General features: G+C 63.5%; 21 protein-coding genes and 1 tRNA gene. 15 read left to right on the forward strand and 7 right to left on the reverse strand.

The window, feature by feature from the left end:
• The first annotated feature begins 88 nt into the window (after window positions 1-88).
• From hemC to rsd, 6 genes are all read left to right on the forward strand, one after another.
• The gene (gene hemC / locus ABX298_RS11460; RefSeq protein ID WP_367394400.1) at window positions 89-1,030 is read left to right on the forward strand and encodes a hydroxymethylbilane synthase; all 942 of its coding nucleotides are present in this window, start codon (window positions 89-91) and stop codon (window positions 1,028-1,030) included.
• Window positions 1,027-1,794, forward strand: coding sequence for a uroporphyrinogen-III synthase (locus ABX298_RS11465; protein WP_317409547.1), 768 nt, complete (start codon window positions 1,027-1,029; stop codon window positions 1,792-1,794). Before hemC ends, ABX298_RS11465 begins: the two co-directional genes overlap by 4 nt.
• 45 nt (window positions 1,795-1,839) lie before the next feature.
• Window positions 1,840-2,940 (forward strand): uroporphyrinogen-III C-methyltransferase, encoded by a 1,101-nt coding sequence (locus ABX298_RS11470; RefSeq protein ID WP_084785108.1) that lies wholly within the window; start codon window positions 1,840-1,842, stop codon window positions 2,938-2,940.
• Window positions 2,937-4,175 (forward strand): heme biosynthesis protein HemY, encoded by a 1,239-nt coding sequence (locus ABX298_RS11475; RefSeq protein ID WP_075044282.1) that lies wholly within the window; start codon window positions 2,937-2,939, stop codon window positions 4,173-4,175. The genes ABX298_RS11470 and ABX298_RS11475 overlap by 4 nt, the downstream gene beginning before the upstream one ends.
• Window positions 4,176-4,396: 221 nt before the next feature.
• Window positions 4,397-4,903, forward strand: coding sequence for a disulfide bond formation protein B (locus ABX298_RS11480; RefSeq protein ID WP_367394401.1), 507 nt, complete (start codon window positions 4,397-4,399; stop codon window positions 4,901-4,903).
• A gap of 230 nt (window positions 4,904-5,133) precedes the next feature.
• Complete coding sequence (gene rsd / locus ABX298_RS11485; RefSeq protein WP_085691938.1) at window positions 5,134-5,604, forward strand: sigma D regulator; 471 nt, start codon at window positions 5,134-5,136, stop codon at window positions 5,602-5,604.
• Between the two features lie 9 nt (window positions 5,605-5,613).
• Here the strand turns inward: rsd and ABX298_RS11490 are convergent, their stop codons facing one another.
• Window positions 5,614-6,252 (reverse strand): FKBP-type peptidyl-prolyl cis-trans isomerase, encoded by a 639-nt coding sequence (locus tag ABX298_RS11490; RefSeq protein ID WP_367394402.1) that lies wholly within the window; start codon window positions 6,250-6,252, stop codon window positions 5,614-5,616.
• Window positions 6,253-6,632: 380 nt separating this feature from the next.
• Between ABX298_RS11490 and ABX298_RS11495 the strand changes: the two genes are divergently transcribed.
• Window positions 6,633-7,793, forward strand: coding sequence for an AlgP family protein (locus ABX298_RS11495; RefSeq protein ID WP_367394403.1), 1,161 nt, complete (start codon window positions 6,633-6,635; stop codon window positions 7,791-7,793).
• Here ABX298_RS11495 and ABX298_RS11500 read toward each other — a convergent pair.
• A complete protein-coding gene (locus tag ABX298_RS11500) occupies window positions 7,769-8,251 on the reverse strand; it encodes a TIGR02444 family protein (RefSeq protein ID WP_085664196.1) in 483 nt (160 codons plus the stop codon). The two genes, ABX298_RS11495 and ABX298_RS11500, sit on opposite strands and share 25 nt — an antisense overlap.
• Before the next feature lie 50 nt (window positions 8,252-8,301).
• Here ABX298_RS11500 and abc-f point away from each other — a divergent pair, with 50 nt between their 5' ends.
• The 3 genes from abc-f to ABX298_RS11515 all read left to right on the forward strand — a co-directional run bounded on the left by abc-f (window position 8,302) and on the right by ABX298_RS11515 (window position 11,635).
• Window positions 8,302-10,212 (forward strand): ribosomal protection-like ABC-F family protein, encoded by a 1,911-nt coding sequence (abc-f, locus tag ABX298_RS11505; RefSeq protein WP_085664195.1) that lies wholly within the window; start codon window positions 8,302-8,304, stop codon window positions 10,210-10,212.
• Entirely contained in the window at window positions 10,212-10,799 is a 588-nt protein-coding gene (locus ABX298_RS11510; RefSeq protein ID WP_317409551.1) for a mechanosensitive ion channel family protein, read from the forward strand. The genes abc-f and ABX298_RS11510 overlap by 1 nt, the downstream gene beginning before the upstream one ends.
• A 203-nt stretch (window positions 10,800-11,002) precedes the next feature.
• Entirely contained in the window at window positions 11,003-11,635 is a 633-nt protein-coding gene (locus tag ABX298_RS11515) for a LysE family transporter (protein ID WP_046616418.1), read from the forward strand.
• A 110-nt stretch (window positions 11,636-11,745) separates the two neighbouring features.
• Here ABX298_RS11515 and ABX298_RS11520 read toward each other — a convergent pair whose 3' ends face one another.
• Window positions 11,746-12,498 carry a slipin family protein gene (locus tag ABX298_RS11520; RefSeq protein ID WP_025337287.1) on the reverse strand — a complete coding sequence of 251 codons (753 nt, stop codon included), beginning with the start codon at window positions 12,496-12,498 and terminating at the stop codon, window positions 11,746-11,748.
• 2 nt (window positions 12,499-12,500) lie between these two features.
• Complete coding sequence (locus ABX298_RS11525; protein WP_075044290.1) at window positions 12,501-13,847, reverse strand: nodulation protein NfeD; 1,347 nt, start codon at window positions 13,845-13,847, stop codon at window positions 12,501-12,503.
• A 98-nt stretch (window positions 13,848-13,945) separates the two neighbouring features.
• On the opposite strand from ABX298_RS11525, the gene ABX298_RS11530 reads away from it, so the two are divergent.
• The 3 genes from ABX298_RS11530 to ABX298_RS11540 all read left to right on the forward strand — a co-directional run bounded on the left by ABX298_RS11530 (window position 13,946) and on the right by ABX298_RS11540 (window position 15,415).
• Entirely contained in the window at window positions 13,946-14,404 is a 459-nt protein-coding gene (locus ABX298_RS11530) for an aminoacyl-tRNA deacylase (protein WP_003260230.1), read from the forward strand.
• A gap of 60 nt (window positions 14,405-14,464) precedes the next feature.
• Window positions 14,465-14,707 carry a DUF2789 domain-containing protein gene (locus tag ABX298_RS11535; RefSeq protein WP_075044292.1) on the forward strand — a complete coding sequence of 81 codons (243 nt, stop codon included), beginning with the start codon at window positions 14,465-14,467 and terminating at the stop codon, window positions 14,705-14,707.
• Window positions 14,708-14,776: 69 nt separating this feature from the next.
• Window positions 14,777-15,415, forward strand: a complete 639-nt coding sequence (locus ABX298_RS11540) for an NADH:ubiquinone oxidoreductase subunit N (protein ID WP_075044293.1) — start codon at window positions 14,777-14,779, stop codon at window positions 15,413-15,415.
• A 6-nt stretch (window positions 15,416-15,421) separates the two neighbouring features.
• Here the strand turns inward: ABX298_RS11540 and ABX298_RS11545 are convergent, their stop codons facing one another.
• The 3 genes from ABX298_RS11545 to ABX298_RS11555 all read right to left on the reverse strand — a co-directional run bounded on the left by ABX298_RS11545 (window position 15,422) and on the right by ABX298_RS11555 (window position 18,040).
• Window positions 15,422-15,859 (reverse strand): CBS domain-containing protein, encoded by a 438-nt coding sequence (locus tag ABX298_RS11545; RefSeq protein WP_025337291.1) that lies wholly within the window; start codon window positions 15,857-15,859, stop codon window positions 15,422-15,424.
• A gap of 213 nt (window positions 15,860-16,072) precedes the next feature.
• The gene (locus ABX298_RS11550; RefSeq protein ID WP_158091103.1) at window positions 16,073-17,803 is read right to left on the reverse strand and encodes a dipeptidase; all 1,731 of its coding nucleotides are present in this window, start codon (window positions 17,801-17,803) and stop codon (window positions 16,073-16,075) included.
• 160 nt (window positions 17,804-17,963) lie between these two features.
• Window positions 17,964-18,040, reverse strand: a tRNA-Arg gene (locus tag ABX298_RS11555).
• Between the two features lie 207 nt (window positions 18,041-18,247).
• On the opposite strand from ABX298_RS11555, the gene ABX298_RS11560 reads away from it, so the two are divergent.
• Window positions 18,248-18,997: a GntR family transcriptional regulator gene (locus tag ABX298_RS11560; RefSeq protein WP_075044295.1), complete on the forward strand. Its 750-nt coding sequence runs from the start codon at window positions 18,248-18,250 to the stop codon at window positions 18,995-18,997.
• Complete coding sequence (locus tag ABX298_RS11565; protein WP_367394404.1) at window positions 18,994-20,718, forward strand: fumarate reductase/succinate dehydrogenase flavoprotein subunit; 1,725 nt, start codon at window positions 18,994-18,996, stop codon at window positions 20,716-20,718. Before ABX298_RS11560 ends, ABX298_RS11565 begins: the two co-directional genes overlap by 4 nt.

Here is a 20,718-nt window from a genome sequence, read left to right on the forward strand (position 1 = left end):
AGGTAAGCACAGGATCCTGATCCACATCTGCTAGCGATACCGGCGATGCTGTTATCATCGACAGCATTTCTCTGGATCGGGGCGTTCCATGTCCACTCGCGAAATCCGCATTGCCACCCGTAAAAGTGCCTTGGCCCTGTGGCAGGCCGAATACGTCAAAGCCCGCCTCGAGCAGGCCCACCCCGGTCTGCTGGTGACCCTGGTGCCCATGGTCAGCCGTGGCGACAAGCTGCTCGACGCGCCGCTGGCAAAGATTGGTGGCAAGGGCCTGTTCGTCAAGGAACTGGAAACCGCCCTGCTGGACAACGAAGCCGACATCGCCGTGCATTCGATGAAGGACGTGCCCATGGACTTCCCCGAAGGCCTGGGCCTGTATTGCATCTGCGAGCGCGAAGACCCGCGGGATGCCTTTGTTTCCAATACCTTTGACAGCCTTGATGCGCTGCCTGCCGGCAGCATCGTCGGTACCTCCAGCCTGCGTCGCCAGGCCCAGTTGCTGGCGCGTCGCCCGGACCTGCAAATCCGCTTCCTGCGCGGCAACGTCAACACCCGCCTGGCCAAGCTGGATGCCGGTGAGTACGACGCCATCATCCTCGCCGCCGCCGGCTTGATCCGCCTGGGCTTCGAAGACCGCATCACCTCCACCATCAGCGTCGATGACAGCCTGCCGGCTGGCGGCCAGGGCGCGGTGGGCATCGAATGCCGCAGCGCCGACCAGCAAATCCACGCGCTGCTGGCGCCGCTGCACCATGCCGATACTGCCGACCGGGTGGTGGCCGAACGCGCCCTGAACAAACGCCTGAATGGTGGCTGCCAAGTACCGATTGCCTGCTATGCGGTGCTGGAAGGTGACCAGCTGTGGCTACGTGGCCTGGTCGGCCAGCCCAGCGGCGGTACCCTGCTGGTGGCCGATGCCCGCGCCCCACGTACTGCCGCCGAAACCCTGGGCATGCAGGTGGCCGAGGACCTGCTGGGGCAGGGCGCCGAGGCCATTCTCAAGGAAGTCTACGGCGAGGCCGGCCACCCGTGAGCCAATGGCGCCTGTTGCTGACCCGGCCTGCCGAGGACTGTGCGGCACTGGCGCAAAGCCTAGCAGCGGCGGGGGTAGCCAGCAGCTGCCTGCCGCTGTTGGCAATCGAGCCCGTCGCTGTGGATAACCAGCAACGCCTGTTGCTGGAAGGCCTGCAGGGCTTCCAGGCGATCATCGTGGTCAGCAAGCCGGCAGCCCGGTTGTTGCTTGAGCAACTGGCCGATGCCGGCCTGCAGCCACCCGTGCAAGGCTGGTTCACTGTGGGCGAGGCAACCGCCGCCGTGCTGCAGGGTGCGGGCCTGGCGGTGAGCTTCCCCCCACGTGGCGATGACAGCGAAGCGTTGCTGGCGCTGCCAGCCCTGCGCCAGGCAGTTGCCGTGCCGGCACCGCGGGTCTTGATCGTTCGTGGCGTCGGAGGTCGCGAACTGCTGGCAGAGCGTCTTGCAGAGCAAGGTGCTAGTGTCGATTATCTGGAACTGTATCGTCGCTGCCTGCCGGCTTACCCGGCGGGCACCCTGATGCGCCGCATCGAAGCGGAACGCCTCAATGGCCTGGTGGTCAGCAGTGGGCAGGGTTTTGAACACTTGCAGCAGATGGCCGGCGCCGATTGGCCGCAGCTGGCGCGTCTGCCGCTGTTCGTGCCCAGCCCTCGGGTTGCCGAGCAGGCCAGGGCCGCCGGGGCCCAACAGGTTGTGGATTGCCGTGGCGCCAGTGCCACGGCCTTGCTGGCAGCCGTGCAGCGCAGCGCTGCACCTGCCTCTTAAGGCGCTAAGCTGAATGCGATGCGCCCCCATGCAAAGGATGGATACGTGAGCGAGACTGTCTTGTCCAATAACGATCAGCCGTCGGCACAGGCGCCGGCGGAACCCGTCACCACCCCACCTGCCAAGCGCTCCGGCAGTGGCCTGGCAACGCTGGCCCTGCTGTTGGGCGCGGCCGGGGTGGCGGTAGGTGGCTGGGGTGTCTGGCAGGTGCGTCAACTGCAAGGCAGCGAATTCAACCAGGGCCAGCACATCGAGGCGCTGAACCAGCGCGCCGAGGCCCTGCAGCAGCGTGAACAGCAGATCAGCGCGCAACTGGCCAGCCTGCCGGCGGCCAGCGAGCTGGAAGACCGCCGCCGCCTGGTGGCACAGTTGCAAGGCGACCAGCAACGCCTCAGCCAGCGCCTGGAAACCGTACTGGGCGAAAGCCGCAAGGAATGGCGCCTGGCCGAGGCCGAGCACCTGCTGCGCCTGGCCACCCTGCGCCTGTCGGCGCTGCAGGACATCACCAGTGCCAAGGCCTTGGTCGAGGGGGCGGACGAGATCCTGCGCGAGCAGAGCGATCCGGGTGCCTTCGCCGCCCGTGAGCAACTGGCGCGCAGCCTGGCCACGCTCAACAGCACCCAGCAACCGGACCGTACCGGCCTGTTCCTGAAACTGGCCGCGCAGCGCGAGCTGGTGCAGCAACTCAGCGCCCAGTCGCCGGAGTTCGACACCAATGCCGATGCCTTGGGCGCGCTCACCGCCGATGGTGACGGCGCCAGTCGCCTGTCCCAGTGGTGGGCCGAGATCTCCAAGTACTTCCAGATCGACTTCAACGCCGATGACAACGTGCGTCCGCTGCTGGCCGGGCAGCAACTGAACCAGCTGCGCCTGGCCCTGAGCCTGACCATCGAGCAGGCCCAGTGGGCAGCGCTCAATGGCGATAGCAAGGTGTACACCCAGGCGCTGGATGACGCCCGCAGCGTGCTGCTGGCCAACTTCAACGCCGACAACCCGCAAAGCAAGGCCATGCTTGACAGCCTCAATGCCCTGGCCGAGCAGCCGGTGTCGGTGGTTACCCCCGACCTCAGCGAAAGCCTGGCCGCAGTGCAGGCCTATATACAGCGCCGCCACCTGCCGGCCGAGGCTGAGGGGGGCAAGCCATGAAGCGTGTCTACCTGCTGGCCGTGCTGGCGATCGTGGTCGCCGCGGCGCTGGGTATCGCGGTCGCCAAGCACAGCGGCTACGTGCTGATCTCCTATGGCAGCTTCCGCTACCAGTCGGGGCTGTGGGCGGCCCTGGCCGGCTTGCTGGCTGTGGTGCTGCTGCTGTGGCTGGTGCGCTACCTGGTCGGCCTGGTGCTGACTTCCAGCGGCGTGGTCAACCCGTGGTCGCGGCGTAATCGCAGCCGGCGCGTTCGTCTGGCCATCGAGCAGGGCCAGCTGGACCTCGCCGAGGGCCGTTGGGCCAGTGCCCAGCGCCACCTGCACCGTGCCGCCGAGGCCGAGCGCCAGCCGTTGCTGTACTACCTCGGTGCCGCGCGTGCCGCCAACGAGCAAGGCCGAACCGAAGACAGCGACAACCTGCTGGAACGAGCCCTGGAGCGCCAGCCGCAAGCGGAACTGGCTATCGCCCTGACCCATGCACAGTTGCAGATGGACCGTGGCGAAAGCGACGGCGCCTTGGAAACCCTGCTGGCCATGCAGGAGCGCCACCCGCACAACGGCCAGGTGCTGCGCCTGCTGCAGCGCCTGCACCTGGAGCGCGGCGATTGGTCTGCACTGATCCGCCTGCTGCCCGACCTGCGCAAGGGCAAGGTGCTGCCGGCCGCCGAGCTGGCTGCCCTGGAGCAACGTGCCTGGGGCCAGAACCTGAGCCTGGCCACCACCCGTGGCGAGGATGCGCAAAGTGCCCGTCAGGCCCTGGAGCGCGCCTGGCAGCAACTGACCGCGGCCCAGCGCCAGGAGCCACAGCTGGTGCTGGCCTATGCCGAGCAATTGCGCCAGGTGGGTGCCCAGAGCGAAGCCGAACAAGTGCTGCGTACCGCCCTCAAGCGTGAATACGAAAGTCACCTGGCCCGCCTGTACGGCCTGGTGCGCGGCGATGACCCGGCGCGCCAGCTGCAAACAGCCGAAGGTTGGCTCAAGGCCCACCCGCAAGATGCCAGCCTGCTGCTTACCCTGGGCCGTCTTAGCCTGCAGAACCGCCTGTGGGGCAAGGCGCGCGACTACCTGGAAAGCAGCCTGCGCATGGAGCGCAACCCCGAGGCTTGTGCCGAGCTGGCGCGCCTGCTCGCTGGCCTTGGCGAGACCGAGCGCAGCAACCAGCTGTTCCAGGAGGGCCTCGGCCTGCTGGACGAGCGCCTGCTGGCCCTGCCTTTGCCCGAAGGCGTACGCGCCTGACCTACCCCAGGGCCCGCGCAAAGGTGCGGGCCTTGGGGGTGGGTAACCTTTCTCTCGATGTAAGTTAGATCTGCAATCCATTTCTTCAGACGTTTCCTACTGCATAGTTGGAAATTTCCTTCGCGATTCAGCGACTTGTCGTTGCTGTCGCGCCTTGAAACAAAGCGCGTCTTTCCTCTACCGTTTCAGGCCACTTCATTATCCCGGGACCTTCACCGCCCATGCTGCCGGCCCGTTTGCGCACTTTTTTCCTACCTGCCTGCCTTGCTGCACTGGCGGTACTGGCCGCGTCCTTCCACCTGGAAACCGTCCTCGGGCTGGTGCCCTGCCCGTTGTGTTTCAGCCAGCGGCTGCTGCTTGGCGTGTACGCGCTGCTGTGCCTGGCGGCAGTGGTGCAGGCACCGGGTACGGCGGGCATTCGCTGTTACGCGCGGGCGACGCTGGGCTGTTCGCTGGCCGGGGCGTTGCTGGCAGCGCGACATGTCTGGTTGCAAGGGGATGACGGGGCCATCCCGGTCTGCCCGGTGCCGCTCGGGCGGCTGTTCGAGCAATCCTGGGGCGAGGCGGCACGGCAATTGTTGTTCGGCGGCCCGGATTGCAACTCGCTGGCCTGGAGCTTTCTCGACCTGACCCTGCCCGAGTGGAGCCTGCTGGCCTTCCTGCTGCTGGCGGTGCTGCCCTTGAGTTGCCTGCTGGCGTATCGTTTCCGCACCCTGGCGAGAACATGACCTGGCGCAAGGTTGCACCATTGGCACGACCAATGGCCGTGTAACAGGGTATTAAACACTTGTATGAACTTTGTCCGCTGCGTACCTTGAAGGGCAGCACGCGCGGGAATAATCTCCCAGCACGCATACCGAAAACACAACTGCTCGATGCCGCTTGCTGATGTCACCTTTGTGCTGCACGGTCGTGGTGCGAGGTGCAGCGGCATCTACCCAGAAGGGAAGAGATCGCCATGCTCGATAGTTGTCAGAACGCTCAGGAACGCTGGGGTGGGGTTCACAAACTGATCGACCGCTGGCTGGAGGAGCGCCAGGAACTGGTGCAGGCTTTCCGCGCGCTGCGCGATGCCAAGCCGGCCTTCGCCGACAAGGACACGAACGGGGAGTTTTGCGCGCTCCTTGTCGACTACGTTTCGGCGTGGCATTTCGAAGTCTGCGAGCAGCTGGTCAGTGAGGCCAAGGCCTTCGGCGACGAGAAGGCGCTGAAGTTGGCCGAAGATATCAACCCACGGATCAACGACAGTACTCAGATCGCACTGGCCTTCAATGACCATTGCGCCAAGGGTGAATGCAAGGACACCGAACGCTTTGCCGAAAAGCTGGGCAAGCTGGGTGGCCTGCTGCACGAGCGCTTCGAACTGGAAGACTGCCTGATCGAAGTGTTGCACAACGCGCACAAGGAAGAAGGCGCGGTCCAGGCCTGAGAGTTGGCGTCAGTCGCCAACCGCCAGCAGTTCGATCTCGAACACCAGGGGTGTATAGGGTTCGATCAGGTCGCCCGCGCCCTCGGCGCCATAAGCTTGCGCTGAGGGAATCACCAGGCGCCATTTGGCGCCGGTGTGCATCTTTGGCAAGGCCACCTGCCACCCTTCGATTACCGAGTCCAGGCTGAACCACTGGGGCGTCTGGTTCTGGTCGAACACCGAGCCGTCTGGCAGCCTGCCCACGTAGCGCACTTGCACTTTGCCACCGGCTTTGGGCTGCGCACCCGTACCTGCTTGCAGTTCGCTGTAGAGCACGCCCTCCGGTAGTTCGTGCACGCCATAACGACCACGCTCGTTGGCCATGAAACGTGTTTCGGCAGCTTGAAGTTTCTGCATGGCGGCATCGCCTTCCTGCGCTTCCTGCTGCTGGAGCAAGGCCTGCATGCGTGCCTTGTCGAGTTTCAGCGGTTGCCCCTGGTAGGACTGGCGCAGGCCTTCTACCAGCGCATCCAGTTGCAGGCCCGGCATATCCTGGCGCAGCCGCTCACCCAGGCTGGCGCCGATGCTGTAGGCGAGGTCATGTTCTTCGCTGTCAGCCAGGGCGAGGGGTGCCAGCAGGCATAAACCTAAAACAAGATATCGAGGCATGGTCAGTTCCTGCGCCAATGAGCGGGGAAGTATGCCAGTGTTCGTTATTTGTATTTGCCTTTTTACGCCCGCTGTAGGAGCGGCCTTGTGTCGCGAAAGGGCTGCGGAGCAGCCCCGGCGATATTTACCCTGGCGCTGAAACCGGGGCCGCTCCGCGCCCCATCGCGACACAAGGCCGCTCCTACAGAGGGGCTGTGCAGTACAGATAACTGCCAAATATCAGCAATGATTTATTCAGCAACTACACTTGCTCGGAGCTGCAAGATAACAACTTTGCCCAGGCATGCAACGCGGCGTAAATAATACTGTCAACATGCCCTAGCGGCGGTAGCAGCAGAAGCATAGTATGAGCCGCAATCTCGTCAGCCAGGAGGTAAACCATGTCGGCTAAAAAGAAGCCAGTAAGCACGCCGTTACACCTGCTCCAGCAACTTTCGGGCAGCTTGCTCGAACACTTGGAAGATGCCTGCTCGCAAGCGCTGGCTGATGCGGAAAAACTGCTGGCCAAGTTGGAAAAGCAGCGTGGCAAGGCCCAGGAAAAACTGCACAACGGTCGCCTGAAACTGCAAGACGCGGCCAAGGCAGGTAAAGCCAAGGCGCAGACCAAGGCGCAAAAAGCCATTGGAGAACTTGAAGAACTGCTCGACTCCCTCAAGGAACGTCAAACCCAGACCCGTTCTTATATCCAGCAACTCAAGCGCGATGCCCAGGACAGCCTCAAGCTGGCCCAAGGTGTAGGCAAGGTTCGCGAAGCTGCAGCCAAGGCGCTTGACCAGCGTGCTGCCAAGACCTCCAAACCGGCAGCCGCCAAACCCGTCACCAAGGCTGCTGCGGCCAAACCTGCAGCCAAGCCGGCCGTCAAGGCCACTGCTGCTGGCAAACCTGCGGCCAAGCCAGCCGCCAAGGCCACTGCTGCTGCCAAACCTGCGGCCAAGCCGGCTGCCAAGGCCACTGCTGCTGCCAAACCTGCGGCCAAGCCGGCTGCCAAGGCCACTGCTGCTGCCAAACCTGCGGCTAAGCCAGCCGCCAAGGCCACTGCTGCTGCCAAACCTGCGGCCAAGCCGGCTGCCAAGGCCACTGCTGCTGCCAAACCTGCGGCTAAACCAGCCGCCAAGGCCACTGCTGCTGCCAAACCTGCGGCCAAGCCAGCCGCCAAGGCCACTGCTGCTGCCAAACCTGCAGCCAAGCCGGCTGCCAAGGCCACTGCTGCTGCCAAACCTGCAGCCAAGCCTGCAGCCAAAGCCACCGCAGCCGCTAAACCTGCAGCCAAGCCAGCGGCGGCCAAAACGCCAGCCAAAGCCGCTGCTGCCAAGCCGGCCGCGAAACCAGCTGCCGCCAAGGCCCCAGCACGTACGGCTGCCAAACCCGCCGCCAAGCCAGCAGCTGCCAAGCCTGTTGCCAGCAAGCCAGCCGAAGCCAAACCGGCTACGCCAGCCGCCAGCACTCCGGCCGCCGCGACCAACTCGGCCACCCCGGCAGCTTCGGTAGCGCCATCGGCACCTGCCAGCACCCCGGCTCAGGCACCGTCTTCGGCGTCCTGAAGCGCTGCCGCCGCGACGCGCAACCGAACCAGCGCGTCGTGGTGGCGGGCCTGGGCCGGCGCCAGCTGGTCCAGCCAGTTTTCCATGGGCTCATGGGCGCCCACCGGCCACTGTCGCGAACGCTCCTGCAAGCGTTCCAGCAAGGCTTTCTCGGCCTGTAACTCCAACCCTTTCACCTGCTCACGCAACGCCGCCAGCTGCGCATCACCTTGCGCTGCTGCTCGCCATTGTTGGCGCAAGCTACGTAACGGGTTGACCACTTCGCGCTGCCAAGGCTCGGTAACCTCGCGCAATGCCTGCACGCGTTCGTCCCGCACGGCCACGCCATGCGCCTGCAGCCAGGTTGCGCACAGCAGCAGACAGACATCGCCACCCAGCGCCTGCAAGTCTAGGCAGGCGGCTTCTACGCCGGGCCTGGCGTACAGGGCCAGGGCGTGATTCCACAGGTCGGTGTGCATGGTTCCACTCGCGCTATGGGCCGAGGAAGCTGGTAGACTCCGCGACCATCATGATCAGACTATCCAACCTCACTTTACAGCGTGGTCCGCAGCGCTTGCTAGAAGGCGCCGAGATGACCCTGCACACCGGTCACAAGGCCGGCCTGATCGGCGCCAACGGCGCCGGAAAATCCAGCCTGTTCGCCTTGCTGCGCGGTGAGCTGTCGCCTGATGCCGGCGATTGCCAGCTGCCCGGTGACTGGCGCATCGCCCACATGCGCCAGGAAGTCGATACCCTCGACCGCCTGGCCGTGGACTATGTGCTCGACGGTGACGTGCGCCTGCGCAAGGTCCAGGCCGAACTGGCCGCGGCCGAGCAGGCCCACGACGGTACTGCCCTGGCGCGCCTGCACATTGAGCTGGATAGCGCCGACGGCTATACCGCCGACGCCCGCGCACGCAAGTTGCTGGCCGGCCTTGGTTTCACCAACGAACAGATGGACCGCCGCGTCGGCGACTTCTCCGGTGGCTGGCGGATGCGCCTGAACCTGGCCCAGGCCCTGATGTGCCCGTCCGACCTGCTGCTGCTCGACGAGCCCACCAACCACCTGGACCTGGACGCTATCCTGTGGCTGGAGGACTGGCTCAAGGGCTACCCCGGCACGTTGTTGCTGATCTCCCACGACCGCGACTTCCTCGATGCCGTGGTCGACCATGTGCTGCACGTCGAGCAGCGCAAGCTGAACCTGTACAAAGGCGGCTACACCGCCTTCGAGCGCACCCGGGCCGAGCGCCTGGCGCAACAGCAGCAGGCCTACGAGAAACAGCAGGCCCAGCGTGCGCACATGGAAAAGTACATTGCCCGCTTCAAGGCCCAGGCCACCAAGGCCCGCCAGGCACAGAGCCGGATCAAGGCCCTGGAACGCATGGAGGAGCTGTCGGCGGCGCATGTCGATTCGCCGTTCGACTTCGTTTTCCGCGAGTCGCAGAAAATCTCCAGCCCGCTGCTCAGCCTGTCCGAAGGCCGCCTGGGCTACGGTGACAAGGCGATCCTCGACAAGGTCAAGCTGCAACTCACCCCCGGTGCGCGCATTGGCCTGCTCGGCCCCAACGGCGCTGGCAAGTCGACCCTGATCAAGAACCTCGCAGGCGAGCTCGAGCCATTGTCGGGCCGCCTGGTGCGGGGTGAGAACCTGGCTGTGGGCTACTTTGCCCAGCACCAGCTGGATTCGCTGGACGACAAGGCCAGCCCGCTGCTGCACCTGCAACGCATTGCCCCCACCGAGCGTGAGCAGACCCTGCGCGACTTCCTGGGTGGCTTCGACTTCCATGGCGATCGCGTCGACGAGCCGGTGGTGAACTTCTCCGGTGGTGAGAAGGCCCGCCTGGCGCTGGCCCTGATCGCCTGGGAGCGACCGAACCTGCTGCTGCTCGACGAACCGACCAACCACCTCGACTTGGAAATGCGCCTGGCGCTGACCATGGCCCTGCAGGAGTTTGCCGGTGCCGTGGTGGTGGTATCGCACGACCGTCATCTGCTCAAGAGCACAACCGACGACTTCCTGTTGGTGGCTGACGGCAAGGTCGACATCTTCGATGGTGACCTGGACGACTACAGCCGCTGGCTGGTCGAGTACCGCCAGCGCAGCGCGCCGGCCAGTACCGCCCCGGTCAACCCGGACAAGACCGACAAGAAGGCCCAACGCCAGGCTGCCGCAGCCTTGCGCCAGCAACTGGCCCCGCACAAGAAGGCTGCTGACAAGCTGGAAGCCGAGCTCAACCAGGTGCACGCGCAACTGGCCGAGATCGAGACCGCGCTGGGTGATGGTGGCCTCTACGACGCGTCGCGCAAGGACGAGTTGCGTGACCTGCTGGCGCGCCAGACCAAGCTGAAGCAGCGCGAAGGCGAACTGGAAGAGGCCTGGATGGAAGCGCTGGAAACCCTCGAAAGCATGCAGGCCGAGCTCGAGGCGCTGTCCTGATGGAGGAACTGCGTTCGCTGCTGCCAGGGCAATGGATGGACACCTTCTGGCTGGGCTTGCAGATCCTGTTGATCCTGGTAGCGGCCTTCGTCCTGCAGCGCATCGTTGCACGCGGGCTGAGCCGCCTGGGCCAGCGTTACCCATTGCCGCCGGAACTGCTGGTGCCGGTGCGTGGCGGCCTGCGCTGGCTGATCATGGGCAGCGCGTTGCTGTTTGTGCTGGAGCGCCTGGGTGTGTCGGCGACTGTGCTGTGGACAGCACTGTCCGGCTTCGTCGCGGTGGCGGCGGTGGCCTTCTTCGCCATGTGGAGCGTGCTGTCCAATCTGCTGTGCGCAGTGCTGATCTTCACCGTCGGGCCGTTTCGTATTGGTGACGTGGTCGAGCTGGTCGACACCCTGGACAAGCCGGGCGTCAAGGGCCGGGTGATTGCCATCAACCTGCTGTTCACCACCCTGATGGAAATGCCCGAGGCGGGCGGGGCGCTGGTGCAGGTGCCCAATAGCCAGTTCTTCCAGAAGTCGGTACGGCGCTGGCGCGGGGCAGAGGTGCAGGTTATGCACAAAGAGTCGTCCGCCGAGGTGGATTGATTAATCCTGTACGGCCCTCTTCGCGGGCTTGCCCGCTCCCACAGGAAATCCATAGCCTTTGAGGGCAGCGCAATACCTGTGGGAGCGGGCAAGCCCGCGAAGAGGCCGGTACAGGCAGAACAAATCCTGCAAAATTTACTGGTTATTTTTTCACCAACACCTTAGCTTAACGTTTTGCAACATATGTTCGAGCGAGGTGTGTGATGTCGATGGAAGTGTGGTTGGGCTTCTTTGCCGCCTGTTGGGTGATCAGTCTTTCACCCGGTGCCGGGGCGATTGCCTCGATGTCCAGCGGCCTGCAATACGGCTTCTGGCGTGGTTACTGGAACGCCCTGGGCCTGCAACTGGGCCTGATCGTGCAGATCGCCATCATCGCCGCCGGCGTCGGCGCCATCCTGGCCGCCTCGGCCACGGCCTTCCAGATCATCAAATGGTTCGGCGTCGCCTACCTTGTCTACCTGGCCTACAAGCAATGGCGAGCCTTGCCGATGGACATGAGCGATGAATCCGCCGTGCGCCCTATCGGTAAACCGCTGAGCCTGGTGTTCCGTGGCTTCCTGGTCAACGTCAGCAACCCCAAGGCACTGGTGTTCATGCTGGCGGTGCTGCCGCAGTTCATCAACCCGCATGAACCGCTGTTGCCGCAGTATGTGGCGATCACCGTGACCATGGTCACCGTGGATATGCTGGTTATGGCGGGGTACACCGGGTTGGCTGCGCGGGTTTTGCGCTTGCTGCGTACGCCCAAGCAGCAGAAGCGTTTGAACCGGACGTTCGCCGGGTTGTTCATTGGTGCGGCTACCTTCCTGGCGACCCTGCGCCGCGCGCCAGTCTGACAGACCGTATGTAGGCCATTCGCGGGCTTGCCCGCTCCCACAGGTATTACTGCAGCCCTGAGGGCAGCGCAGTACCGGTGGGAGCGGGCAAGCCCGCGAATGGGCCACCTCTATTTCTGCTTGTCCACCAACCCCTTGAGCAAATCCACCGGCAGCGGAAAGACGATGGTCGAGCTCTTGTCCCCGGCAATCGTCCCCAGCGTCTGCATGTAACGCAACTGCATCGCCCCCGGCTCCTTGCTCAGCATCTGCGCCGCCTGCATCAACTTCTCCGACGCCTGCAACTCACCCTCGGCATGGATCACCTTGGCCCGTCGTTCACGCTCGGCCTCGGCCTGGCGGGCAATGGCACGCACCATCGATTCGTTGAGGTCGACGTGCTTGATCTCGACGTTGGCCACCTTGATGCCCCAGGCATCGGTCTGTGCATCCAGCACCTGGCGAATGTCCGAGTTCAGCTGCTCGCGTTCGGCCAACAGTTCATCCAGTTCGTGCTTGCCGAGCACCGCGCGCAGCGTGGTCTGGGCCAGCTGGCTGGTCGCCACGAGGAAATCCTCGACCTGGATGATCGCCTTCTGCGGGTCGAGCACGCGGAAGTAGACCACGGCGTTGACCTTGACCGAGACGTTGTCGCGGGTGATCACATCTTGCGGTGGTACATCCAGCACCACGGTGCGCAGGTCGACCCGCACCATTTGCTGGATCACCGGGATCAGCAGGATCAGCCCCGGCCCCTTCACCTGCCAGAAGCGCCCCAGCTGGAACACCACGCCGCGCTCGTACTCGCGCAGGATGCGGAATGCCGACAGCAACAGCATCGCCAGCACGATCAGCACCGCGCCGAAGCCCAATTGCATGAACATGGTCATTCTCCTTGCGCCGCGGGCGCGGCGGCGCTCACTTCCAGCATGACGCCATGGCGCGCGGTCACCCGCACGTTCTGGCCCGCTTGCAGTGGCGTTGCACACTGCGCCTGCCATTGCTCGCCCTGGGCCAGCACGAAGCCACAGAACGGGTTGCCTGCCATCACCTGGGTGACGGTGACCAGGCTGCCGACCAGGCCGGCGTCACCGCTGACCAGCGCCCGTCGGCGGGCCTTGAGCGCCATGCCCAGCACACCGCCGATCAGCAGCGCCGAGAGCACCGCCAGGGTACCGATCAGGGCCAGCGGGATACCGAAACCAGGGGCATCGGTGTCGATCAGGATCAGCGCGCCGACCACGAAGGCGACGATGCCGCCAAAGCCGACCACGCCGAAACTGGGCAGGAAGGCTTCGGCGATCATGAAGGCGATGCCGAGCAATATCAGCGCCACCCCGGCGAAGCTCACGGGCAACAGCTGCAGGGCATACAGCGCCAGCAGCAGGCAGATGCCGCCGACCACGCCGCCTACCGTCGAGCCGGGGTTCATGAACTCGAACAGCAGGCCGTACACACCGATCATGATCAGGATCAGCGCCACGCTGGGGTTGGTGATGACCGCCAGCACCCGTGTGCGCCAGTCCGGCAGGTGCTCGACCAGGCTGGCGCCGGCAGTCTGCAGTTGCTGGGGCTGGCCAGCGACACTGAGCGTTTTGCCATCGAGCTTGCGCAGCAGGTCGGGCAGGTCATCGGCCACCAGGTCGATCACGTCGAGCCGCAAGGCCTCGCTGGCGGACAGGCTGACCGCCTCGCGCACAGCCTTCTCCGCCCAGTCGGCATTGCGCCCGCGCAGCTGCGCCAGGCCACGGATGTAGGCCGCCGCATCGTTGACCTGCTTGCGCGCGAGGGTTTCGTCATCGCTGCCTTTGGCCTTGTCGTCCTTGGGCGTGCCTGGCGGGGCGCCTATCTGCACGGGCGTTGCGGCACCTAGGTTGGTACCGGGCGCCATGGCTGCGACATGGCTGGCATAGAGGATATAAGTGCCGGCGCTGGCGGCGCGGGCACCACTGGGGGCGACGAAGGTTGCGACCGGCACGGGGCTGGCGAGAATCGCCTTGATCATCTGGCGCATGGCGCTGTCGAGCCCGCCCGGGGTGTCCATGCGGATAACCACCAGTTGCGCACCCTGCGTCTTGGCCTGGTCGAGGCTGCGCACCAGATAGTCGGCGCTGGCCGGGCCGATGGCGTCATCGATGCCCAGCACCCATACTGCACCGGGCGCTGCCAAGCTGCCTGGCGTGATACCAAGCAGCAACAGCAGCGACAGCCAGCGCCAGCAGCGGGTGATCACCTGTCGTCACCTCGTTTGCCTCTATTGCACAAGTTTAGCCCTGCCTGCTGGTACCCGGCCTAAAATTGGAAATTGGGGGGCGAAACCGGAGGTGCATCATGCGTATGGCAAAGACCCTGCAGGATCGCCTGGACAAGGCCAACTGCGATTACGACATCATTCCCCATCCACATTCGGCCACCAGCCTGGAGTCGGCCCGTACGGCCGGCGTGCCCGCCGAGCGGGTCGCCAAGTCGGTGATGCTCGATGACCGTCATGGCAACTACATCATGGCCGTGCTACCGGCCAACCGGCATCTGGACATGACCAAGGTGCGCATGTCCGGGGCCTGGCAACTGACCCGGGAAAGCGGCCTGCCGAGCCTGTTCGGCGACTGCGAGCGCGGTGCCGTACCGGCGCTGGGCGATGCCTACCAGATAAAGATGCTGCTTGATTCGAGTCTTACCCGCCAAGGCGATGTCTATCTGGAGGCGGGTGATCACGATCACCTGATCCACATGAGCATGGAGCAATATCTCAAGCTGGTGCCGCGCGCCGAAGTGCGTGAGCTCAGCTGATGCTCTCAACCCATGCCGGGCCGGCATCGTCGACGACCGGTCTGGCGACGAGGAGGAACCATGGATAAGCCGATTCATCCTTTGTCCGAGATTTTCAAACAGCTGGGTCTGTCTGACGATCCGGTCGATATCGACCGTTTCATCACCACCCATTCGCCGCTCGACGACGATATAAAGCTGGTTGACGCGCCTTTCTGGAACGATTCACAGCGCGCTTTTCTGAAAGAGAAGTACATCGCTGATGACGACTGGATTCCGATGATCGACCAACTGAACGAGGCGCTGCATCCAAGCAAAAAATAAAGCGCCGAGTGGTGCCTGACGAGTGATTGGCCGTTGCTATGCTCAGGAAAACAACAAGGGGATAGCGCGATGAAAGATCCCTACGCACCAGGCTTCTGGTGCTCCGTGACGATCCTGGGCACGTTGACGGCCAGTTATTTCTACGGCATACGGCAAACGCAACAGATGAACCAGGCGGTGCATTTCCTGTATGCCGCTGCCGCTGTCACTGTGGCGGTTGCACTGGTGGCGCTGGCCTGGATCGCCTGGCAGCAACTGCACCTGAACAAGCGTGAGGTGGTGCAGGGGCGAACGTTGCTGACCATCTGGAACACCAAGGTCGCGCTACGCCGCGTCGAGACGGTGTTCGACCGCTACTTCTGGGGCAGCTACTGGCATTCGGGGCGCACCTTCGAAGAGGTCATGGGCGAGCTCAAGGGCACGCCGCTGGAGCAGAGCCTGGATGCCCTGAAACGCCAGTGCCGCTTGCTCGATCGCGAAATTCATGACCACCATCACCACTGGCTGGCCAATGCCCGCGACCTGTCCAGCGTGGCCCAAGCCATGGCCCGTGAACGCTACCAGCTGGATGTAGGCGAGCCGACCCGCAGCGGCCATGGCAACACCGCCGTGCTCAACCGGGACTTGGAAGTGCTGGTGTACACCTGGTCGGCGCGCCTGCGCAGTTTCGACCATCAGCTGGACGAGCTGGAGCGCGCCTACCACTGAGGTGCTTCATTCGCCGCGGATGTATTGCTCCAGTTTGAGGATCAGGTTTGCCTGTTCGGCGATGGTTTCCTTGACCAGGTCACCGATCGACAGCAGGCCGAGCAGCTCGCCATTGCTGACCACCGGCAGGTGGCGCAGGTGGCGATTGGTCATCAGGTTCATGCAGTACTCGAGGTTCTGCTTCGGTTCCACGGTGACCACCGGCGCACTCATGATCTCGCGCACAGGGGTGGCGGCGGACGAGCGGCCCTTCAGCACCAGTTTGCGCGCATAGTCCCGTTCACTGACGATACCCACTACCTGGTTGGCCTCGACCACCGGTAGCGCACCGACGTTTTTCTCCGCCAGCAGCTTCAGGGCGTCGAGTACCGAGTCATCCGGGCCGATGGTGTACACGGTCTGGTGCTGGGACTTGGTCTTGAGGATTTGTTCGACGGTCTTCATACGGGCCTCTGCGGGTGAAAAAAGCGATGTCTCGGAGTAAATAAAGCATCCGGCACGGCGCTCTGCACGGCAATGCAGGAAACGGCATCGAGTCGATTGAAAAACGTCATGAGCGGTCGCCTGTGCCGGCCTCTTCGCGGGCATGCCCGCTCCCACAGGTTGCGTAATTCCTGTGGGAGCGGGCGTGCCCGCGAAGAGGCCGGTAGAGTTGGCTCAGAGCTTCGGCATCTGCCCGATCCGCGCCACCATCTCGCTCACCACCTGCAAGTCCAGCATGAATTGCTCAACGGTCTTGAACTCGTTGTCGTTGTGCCCGGTGTACTTCACATCCGGCATGGCCAGGCCGAACTGCACGCCGTTAGGCAAGTCGTGTACCGAGGTGGCGCCCGCCGAGGTACCGAACTCGTGCTTCATGCCCAGGTTCTCGGTGGCCACGTCAAGCAAGGCCTTGACCCATTCGCCCTCGGGGTTGCGGTACATCGGCTCGTCCAGGCTGTAGTCGAAGGCCACCGAGGTATGGCTCTGCCGGGTCCATTTGCCCAGCTTGTCAGCCAGTTCGTCCTTGATCGTGGCAATTGGCTTGCCTTTCGGAATGCGCAGGTTCACCGCCAGTTTCAGGCCTTTTTCATCCACCCCGACAAAGGTCAGCGAGGCGGTCAGCGGGCCCATGAACGAATCCTTGAAGGCCACGCCGAGCTTGTTGCCCAGGTAGTCCAGGCCCCAGTTGTCGGCGGCATAGCGGGCGGCATCGGTGAAGTGGTTGTGCTTGAGCGGCACATCCTTGCCCAGGCCGTTGATGAAACCAAGCATGCGCGCCACCGGGTTGACCCCGGACTCCGGCTCCGAAGAGTGGGCGGACACGCCGGTCACGGTGAGCAACACCTGCTTGCCATCGGCCTTGGCGGCGATGCTGAAGTCGCCGCCATTGCGCTTCACGTAATCGGCGCCGGCTTTTTCCAGCTGGCTGGCCAGCTTCGCCGGGTTGTCGGTGACCAGGGTCGCGACCGAGGTTGTCGGGATCTGGTTGGTGGCCAGGCCGCCGGTCAGGTTGACGATCTCGGCACCCTTGCCACTGGCCTGGCGCTTGCTGAAGCTGGCCATGATCGTGCCGTAGCCTTTCTCGGCGATGACCACAGGGTAGCCGCCATCGAGTGCCAGGTTGTAGTCGGGCGTGGGGTTGCGTTCGAAGTAGTAGGGGATGGCATCACCGCTGGTTTCTTCAGTGGTGTCGATCAGCAGCTTGAACTGGCGAGCCAGCGGCAGGTTCTCGTCCTTGGCCACTTTAAGCGCGTACATCGCCACGACAATGCCGTTCTTGTCGTCTTCGGTGCCGCGGCCGTACATGCGGTCACCGACCAGGGTGACCTTGAACGGGTCCAGGCGCGTGCCATCGGCCAGCTTCCAGTTGTCCGGGTTGACAGGCACTACGTCGGCGTGGGCATGGATGCCGACCACTTCCTTGCCGCTGCCCAGCGAAATCTCGTACACCCGGTTGTCGATATTGCGGAAAGCCAGGCCGAAGCTGTCGGCCAGGGCCTTGATCTTGTCGGCGATCCTGAGGAACTCGGGGTTCTCGTGCTGCGGCGTGCCTTCGACGTTGAAGGTGGGGATGGCCACCAGTTCACGCAGGGTTTCGCTGGCAGCCTTGCCGTACTTGATGCGGGTATACAGGCCGAGCAGGCGGTTGATCTCGTTCTGCTGCTCGGCGGCCAGTGGCTTGCCGGCCAGATAGGCATCCAGGGTTGCCGCGAGGTTGTCGGCCTTGGCCAGGTCGCTGCCTTTGAGCTTGCCGAGGAACTGCTTGAAGTCGCTTGGGTCGCTGCCGTCGAAGGCTTTGACGATGGCCGCGGACTGCTGCTGGGTAAGGTTGGCCTGTGCCGGTTGGGTGAACAGGCCGATGCTGGCCAGCAGCAGGGTGGTGGCGGTAAGTTTTTTCAGGTGCATGGTTGTGCGCATTCCTTCGCCAATCATTGTTGTGGGTTGCCCGTCGGGAAACGGGAAGACGCCCACGCTAACACCAATGACCCGTGGCACGGGAGTGCCAGAAACGCGACATGTCGCACAAACGAAAAAGCCCCGGGCACAGGCCCAGGGCTTTTTGATATGGCGCACTCGGCGGGATTCGAACCCACGACCCCTGCCTTCGGAGGGCAGTACTCTATCCAGCTGAGCTACGAGTGCAACGCGCACGCATGATACCCATCTGATCCGATGGCGTCCATCGCCTTGATCTGTAGCCGTTTTTACCTTTCGCCGAGAGCTGCCGACAGCAGCAATCACAAACGCATCTATCCATATGCGATATCGATATTTCCACAGCAGTTATTATGCCCTCTATTCTCTGGTCACAACTTGTTATAACAAGTATTCGATCAGCGAAGAGACCCCATGGCCGAACTGCTCCCCCTGTCCCCGGTACCGCTTTACACCCAGCTCAAGGAATTGCTGCGCGAGCGCATCCTCGATGGCACTTATCCGCCACATAGCCGCATGCCCTCGGAAAGCGAGCTGGGCAAGGCCTTCGACGTCAGCCGCATCACCGTGCGCCAGGCACTGGGCGACCTGCAGAAGGAAGGGCTGATTTTCAAGATTCATGGCAAGGGCACCTTCGTAGCCAAGCCCAAGGCTTTCCAGAACGTCAGTACCCTGCAGGGGTTGGGCGAGTCGATGACGCAAATGGGTTACGAGGTGATCAACCGCCTGCGCAGTTTCCGCCATGTGCCAGCCAATGCATTGGTGGCCGCGCGGCTGCAGGTCGAGGAGGGCAGCCTGGTCACCGAGATCCGCCGAGTACGGCTGATCAACCGCGAGCCGGTGTCGCTGGAGCTGACCTGGTTGCCCAAGGCCGTCGGCGAAAAGCTGGAAAAGGCCGACCTCGTCACCCGCGACATTTTCCTGCTCCTGGAAAACGACTGCAGCATTGCCCTTGGCCACGCCGACCTGGCCATCGATGCCGTTCTGGCCGACAGCGACCTGACCCAGGCCCTGGATGTTGAAGAAGGCTCGCCGATCATGCGCATCGAGCGCCTGACCCATGCCGCCGACGGTACGCCACTGGACTTCGAACACCTTTACTACCGCGGCGATGCTTTCCAGTACCGCCTGCGCATCGACCGCCAGAAGGGGAGCAAGCCATGAGCATCCAGACCCAGGACTACGACATCATCGTCATCGGTGGCGGTACCGCCGGGCCGATGGCGGCGATCAAGGCCAAGGAGCAGGACAAAAACCTGCGCGTGCTGCTGCTGGACAAGGCCAACGTCAAGCGCAGCGGTGCCATCAGCATGGGCATGGATGGCCTGAACAACGCGATCATCCCAGGCCATGCCACCCCCGAGCAGTACACCAAGGAAATCACCGTGGCCAATGACGGTATCGTCAACCAGGCCACGGTGCATGCCTACGCTACCCACAGCTTTGAAACCATCGAGCAACTCGACCGCTGGGGGGTGAAATTCGAGAAGGACGAGACCGGCGACTACGCGGTGAAAAAGGTTCACCACATGGGCGCCTACGTGCTGCCCATGCCCGAAGGCCACGACATCAAGAAGGTGCTGTACCGTCAGCTCAAGCGTGCTCGGGTCGAAATCAGCAACCGTATGGTCTGCACCCGTGTGCTGCTCGATGGTGAAGGCGCGGCCGCTGGCGTGCTGGGTTTCGATTGCCGTAGCGGCGAGTTTCGCGTGGTGCGGGCCAAGGCGGTGATCCTTGCCTGCGGTGCGGCCGGGCGCCTGGGATTGCCGTCGTCGGGTTATTTGATGGGCACCTACGAGAACCCGACCAACGCCGGTGATGGCTACGCCATGGCCTACCATGCAGGTGCCGAACTGGCCAACCTCGAGTGCTTCCAGATCAACCCGCTGATCAAGGACTACAACGGCCCGGCCTGTGCCTACGTCACCGGCCCACTGGGTGGATATACCGCCAACAGCAAGGGTGAGCGCTTTATCGAGTGCGACTACTGGAGCGGCCAGATGATGTGGGAGTTCCATCAGGAACTCGAGGGCGGCAATGGCCCGGTGTTCCTCAAGCTCGATCACTTGGCCGAGGAAACCATCCAGAACATCGAAGAGATCTTGCACAGCAACGAGCGCCCCAGTCGTGGCCAGTTCCACGCCGGGCGTGGCACCGATTATCGCCAGCACATGGTCGAGATGCATATCTCGGAGATCGGTTTCTGCTCGGGGCATTCGGCGTCGGGGGTGTGGGTCAATGAAAAGGCCGAGACCAGCGTCAAAGGGCTGTATGCCGCGGGCGATATGGCAGCGGTGCCGCACAACTACATGCTCGGGGCCTTCACCTATGGCTGGTTCGCCGGTGTGAACGCTGCGCATTACGTGACCGGGCGCGAATTCGCCGAGGTCGATGCCGAACAGGTCGAGCGCGAGCGCGCGCGGGTGTTTGCCCCGCTGCAGCGTCAGCATGGCCTGCCGCCAGCGCAGGTCGAGTACAAGCTCAGACGCATGGTCAACGATTACCTGCAACCGCCGAAGGTGACCAAAAAGATGGAAATCGGCCTGGCGCGCTTTGCCGAGATCGAACGTGACCTGGACCAGATGAAGGCCAGCAACCCTCATGAACTGATGCGTGCGATGGAAGTTTCGGTGATTCGCGATTGCGCCGAGATGGCGGCGCGGGCCTCGCTGTTCCGCGAGGAAAGCCGCTGGGGGCTGTACCACCACCGGGTGGACTTCCCTGAGCGCAACGATGGCGAGTGGTTTTGCCATTGTCATCTGAAAAAGGGCGAGAACGGTGAAATGACCAGCTTCAGGAAAGCCGTCGAGCCTTACCTGATTGCGTTGGACGCAGAAGAGCAGGCCGCCTACGACCAGCTGCGGGTAAAGGCCGATGCAGCCTAG

The sequence above is a fragment of the Pseudomonas sp. X4 genome (genome assembly GCF_040784925.1).
Taxonomy (GTDB): domain Bacteria; phylum Pseudomonadota; class Gammaproteobacteria; order Pseudomonadales; family Pseudomonadaceae; genus Aquipseudomonas; species Aquipseudomonas putida_Z.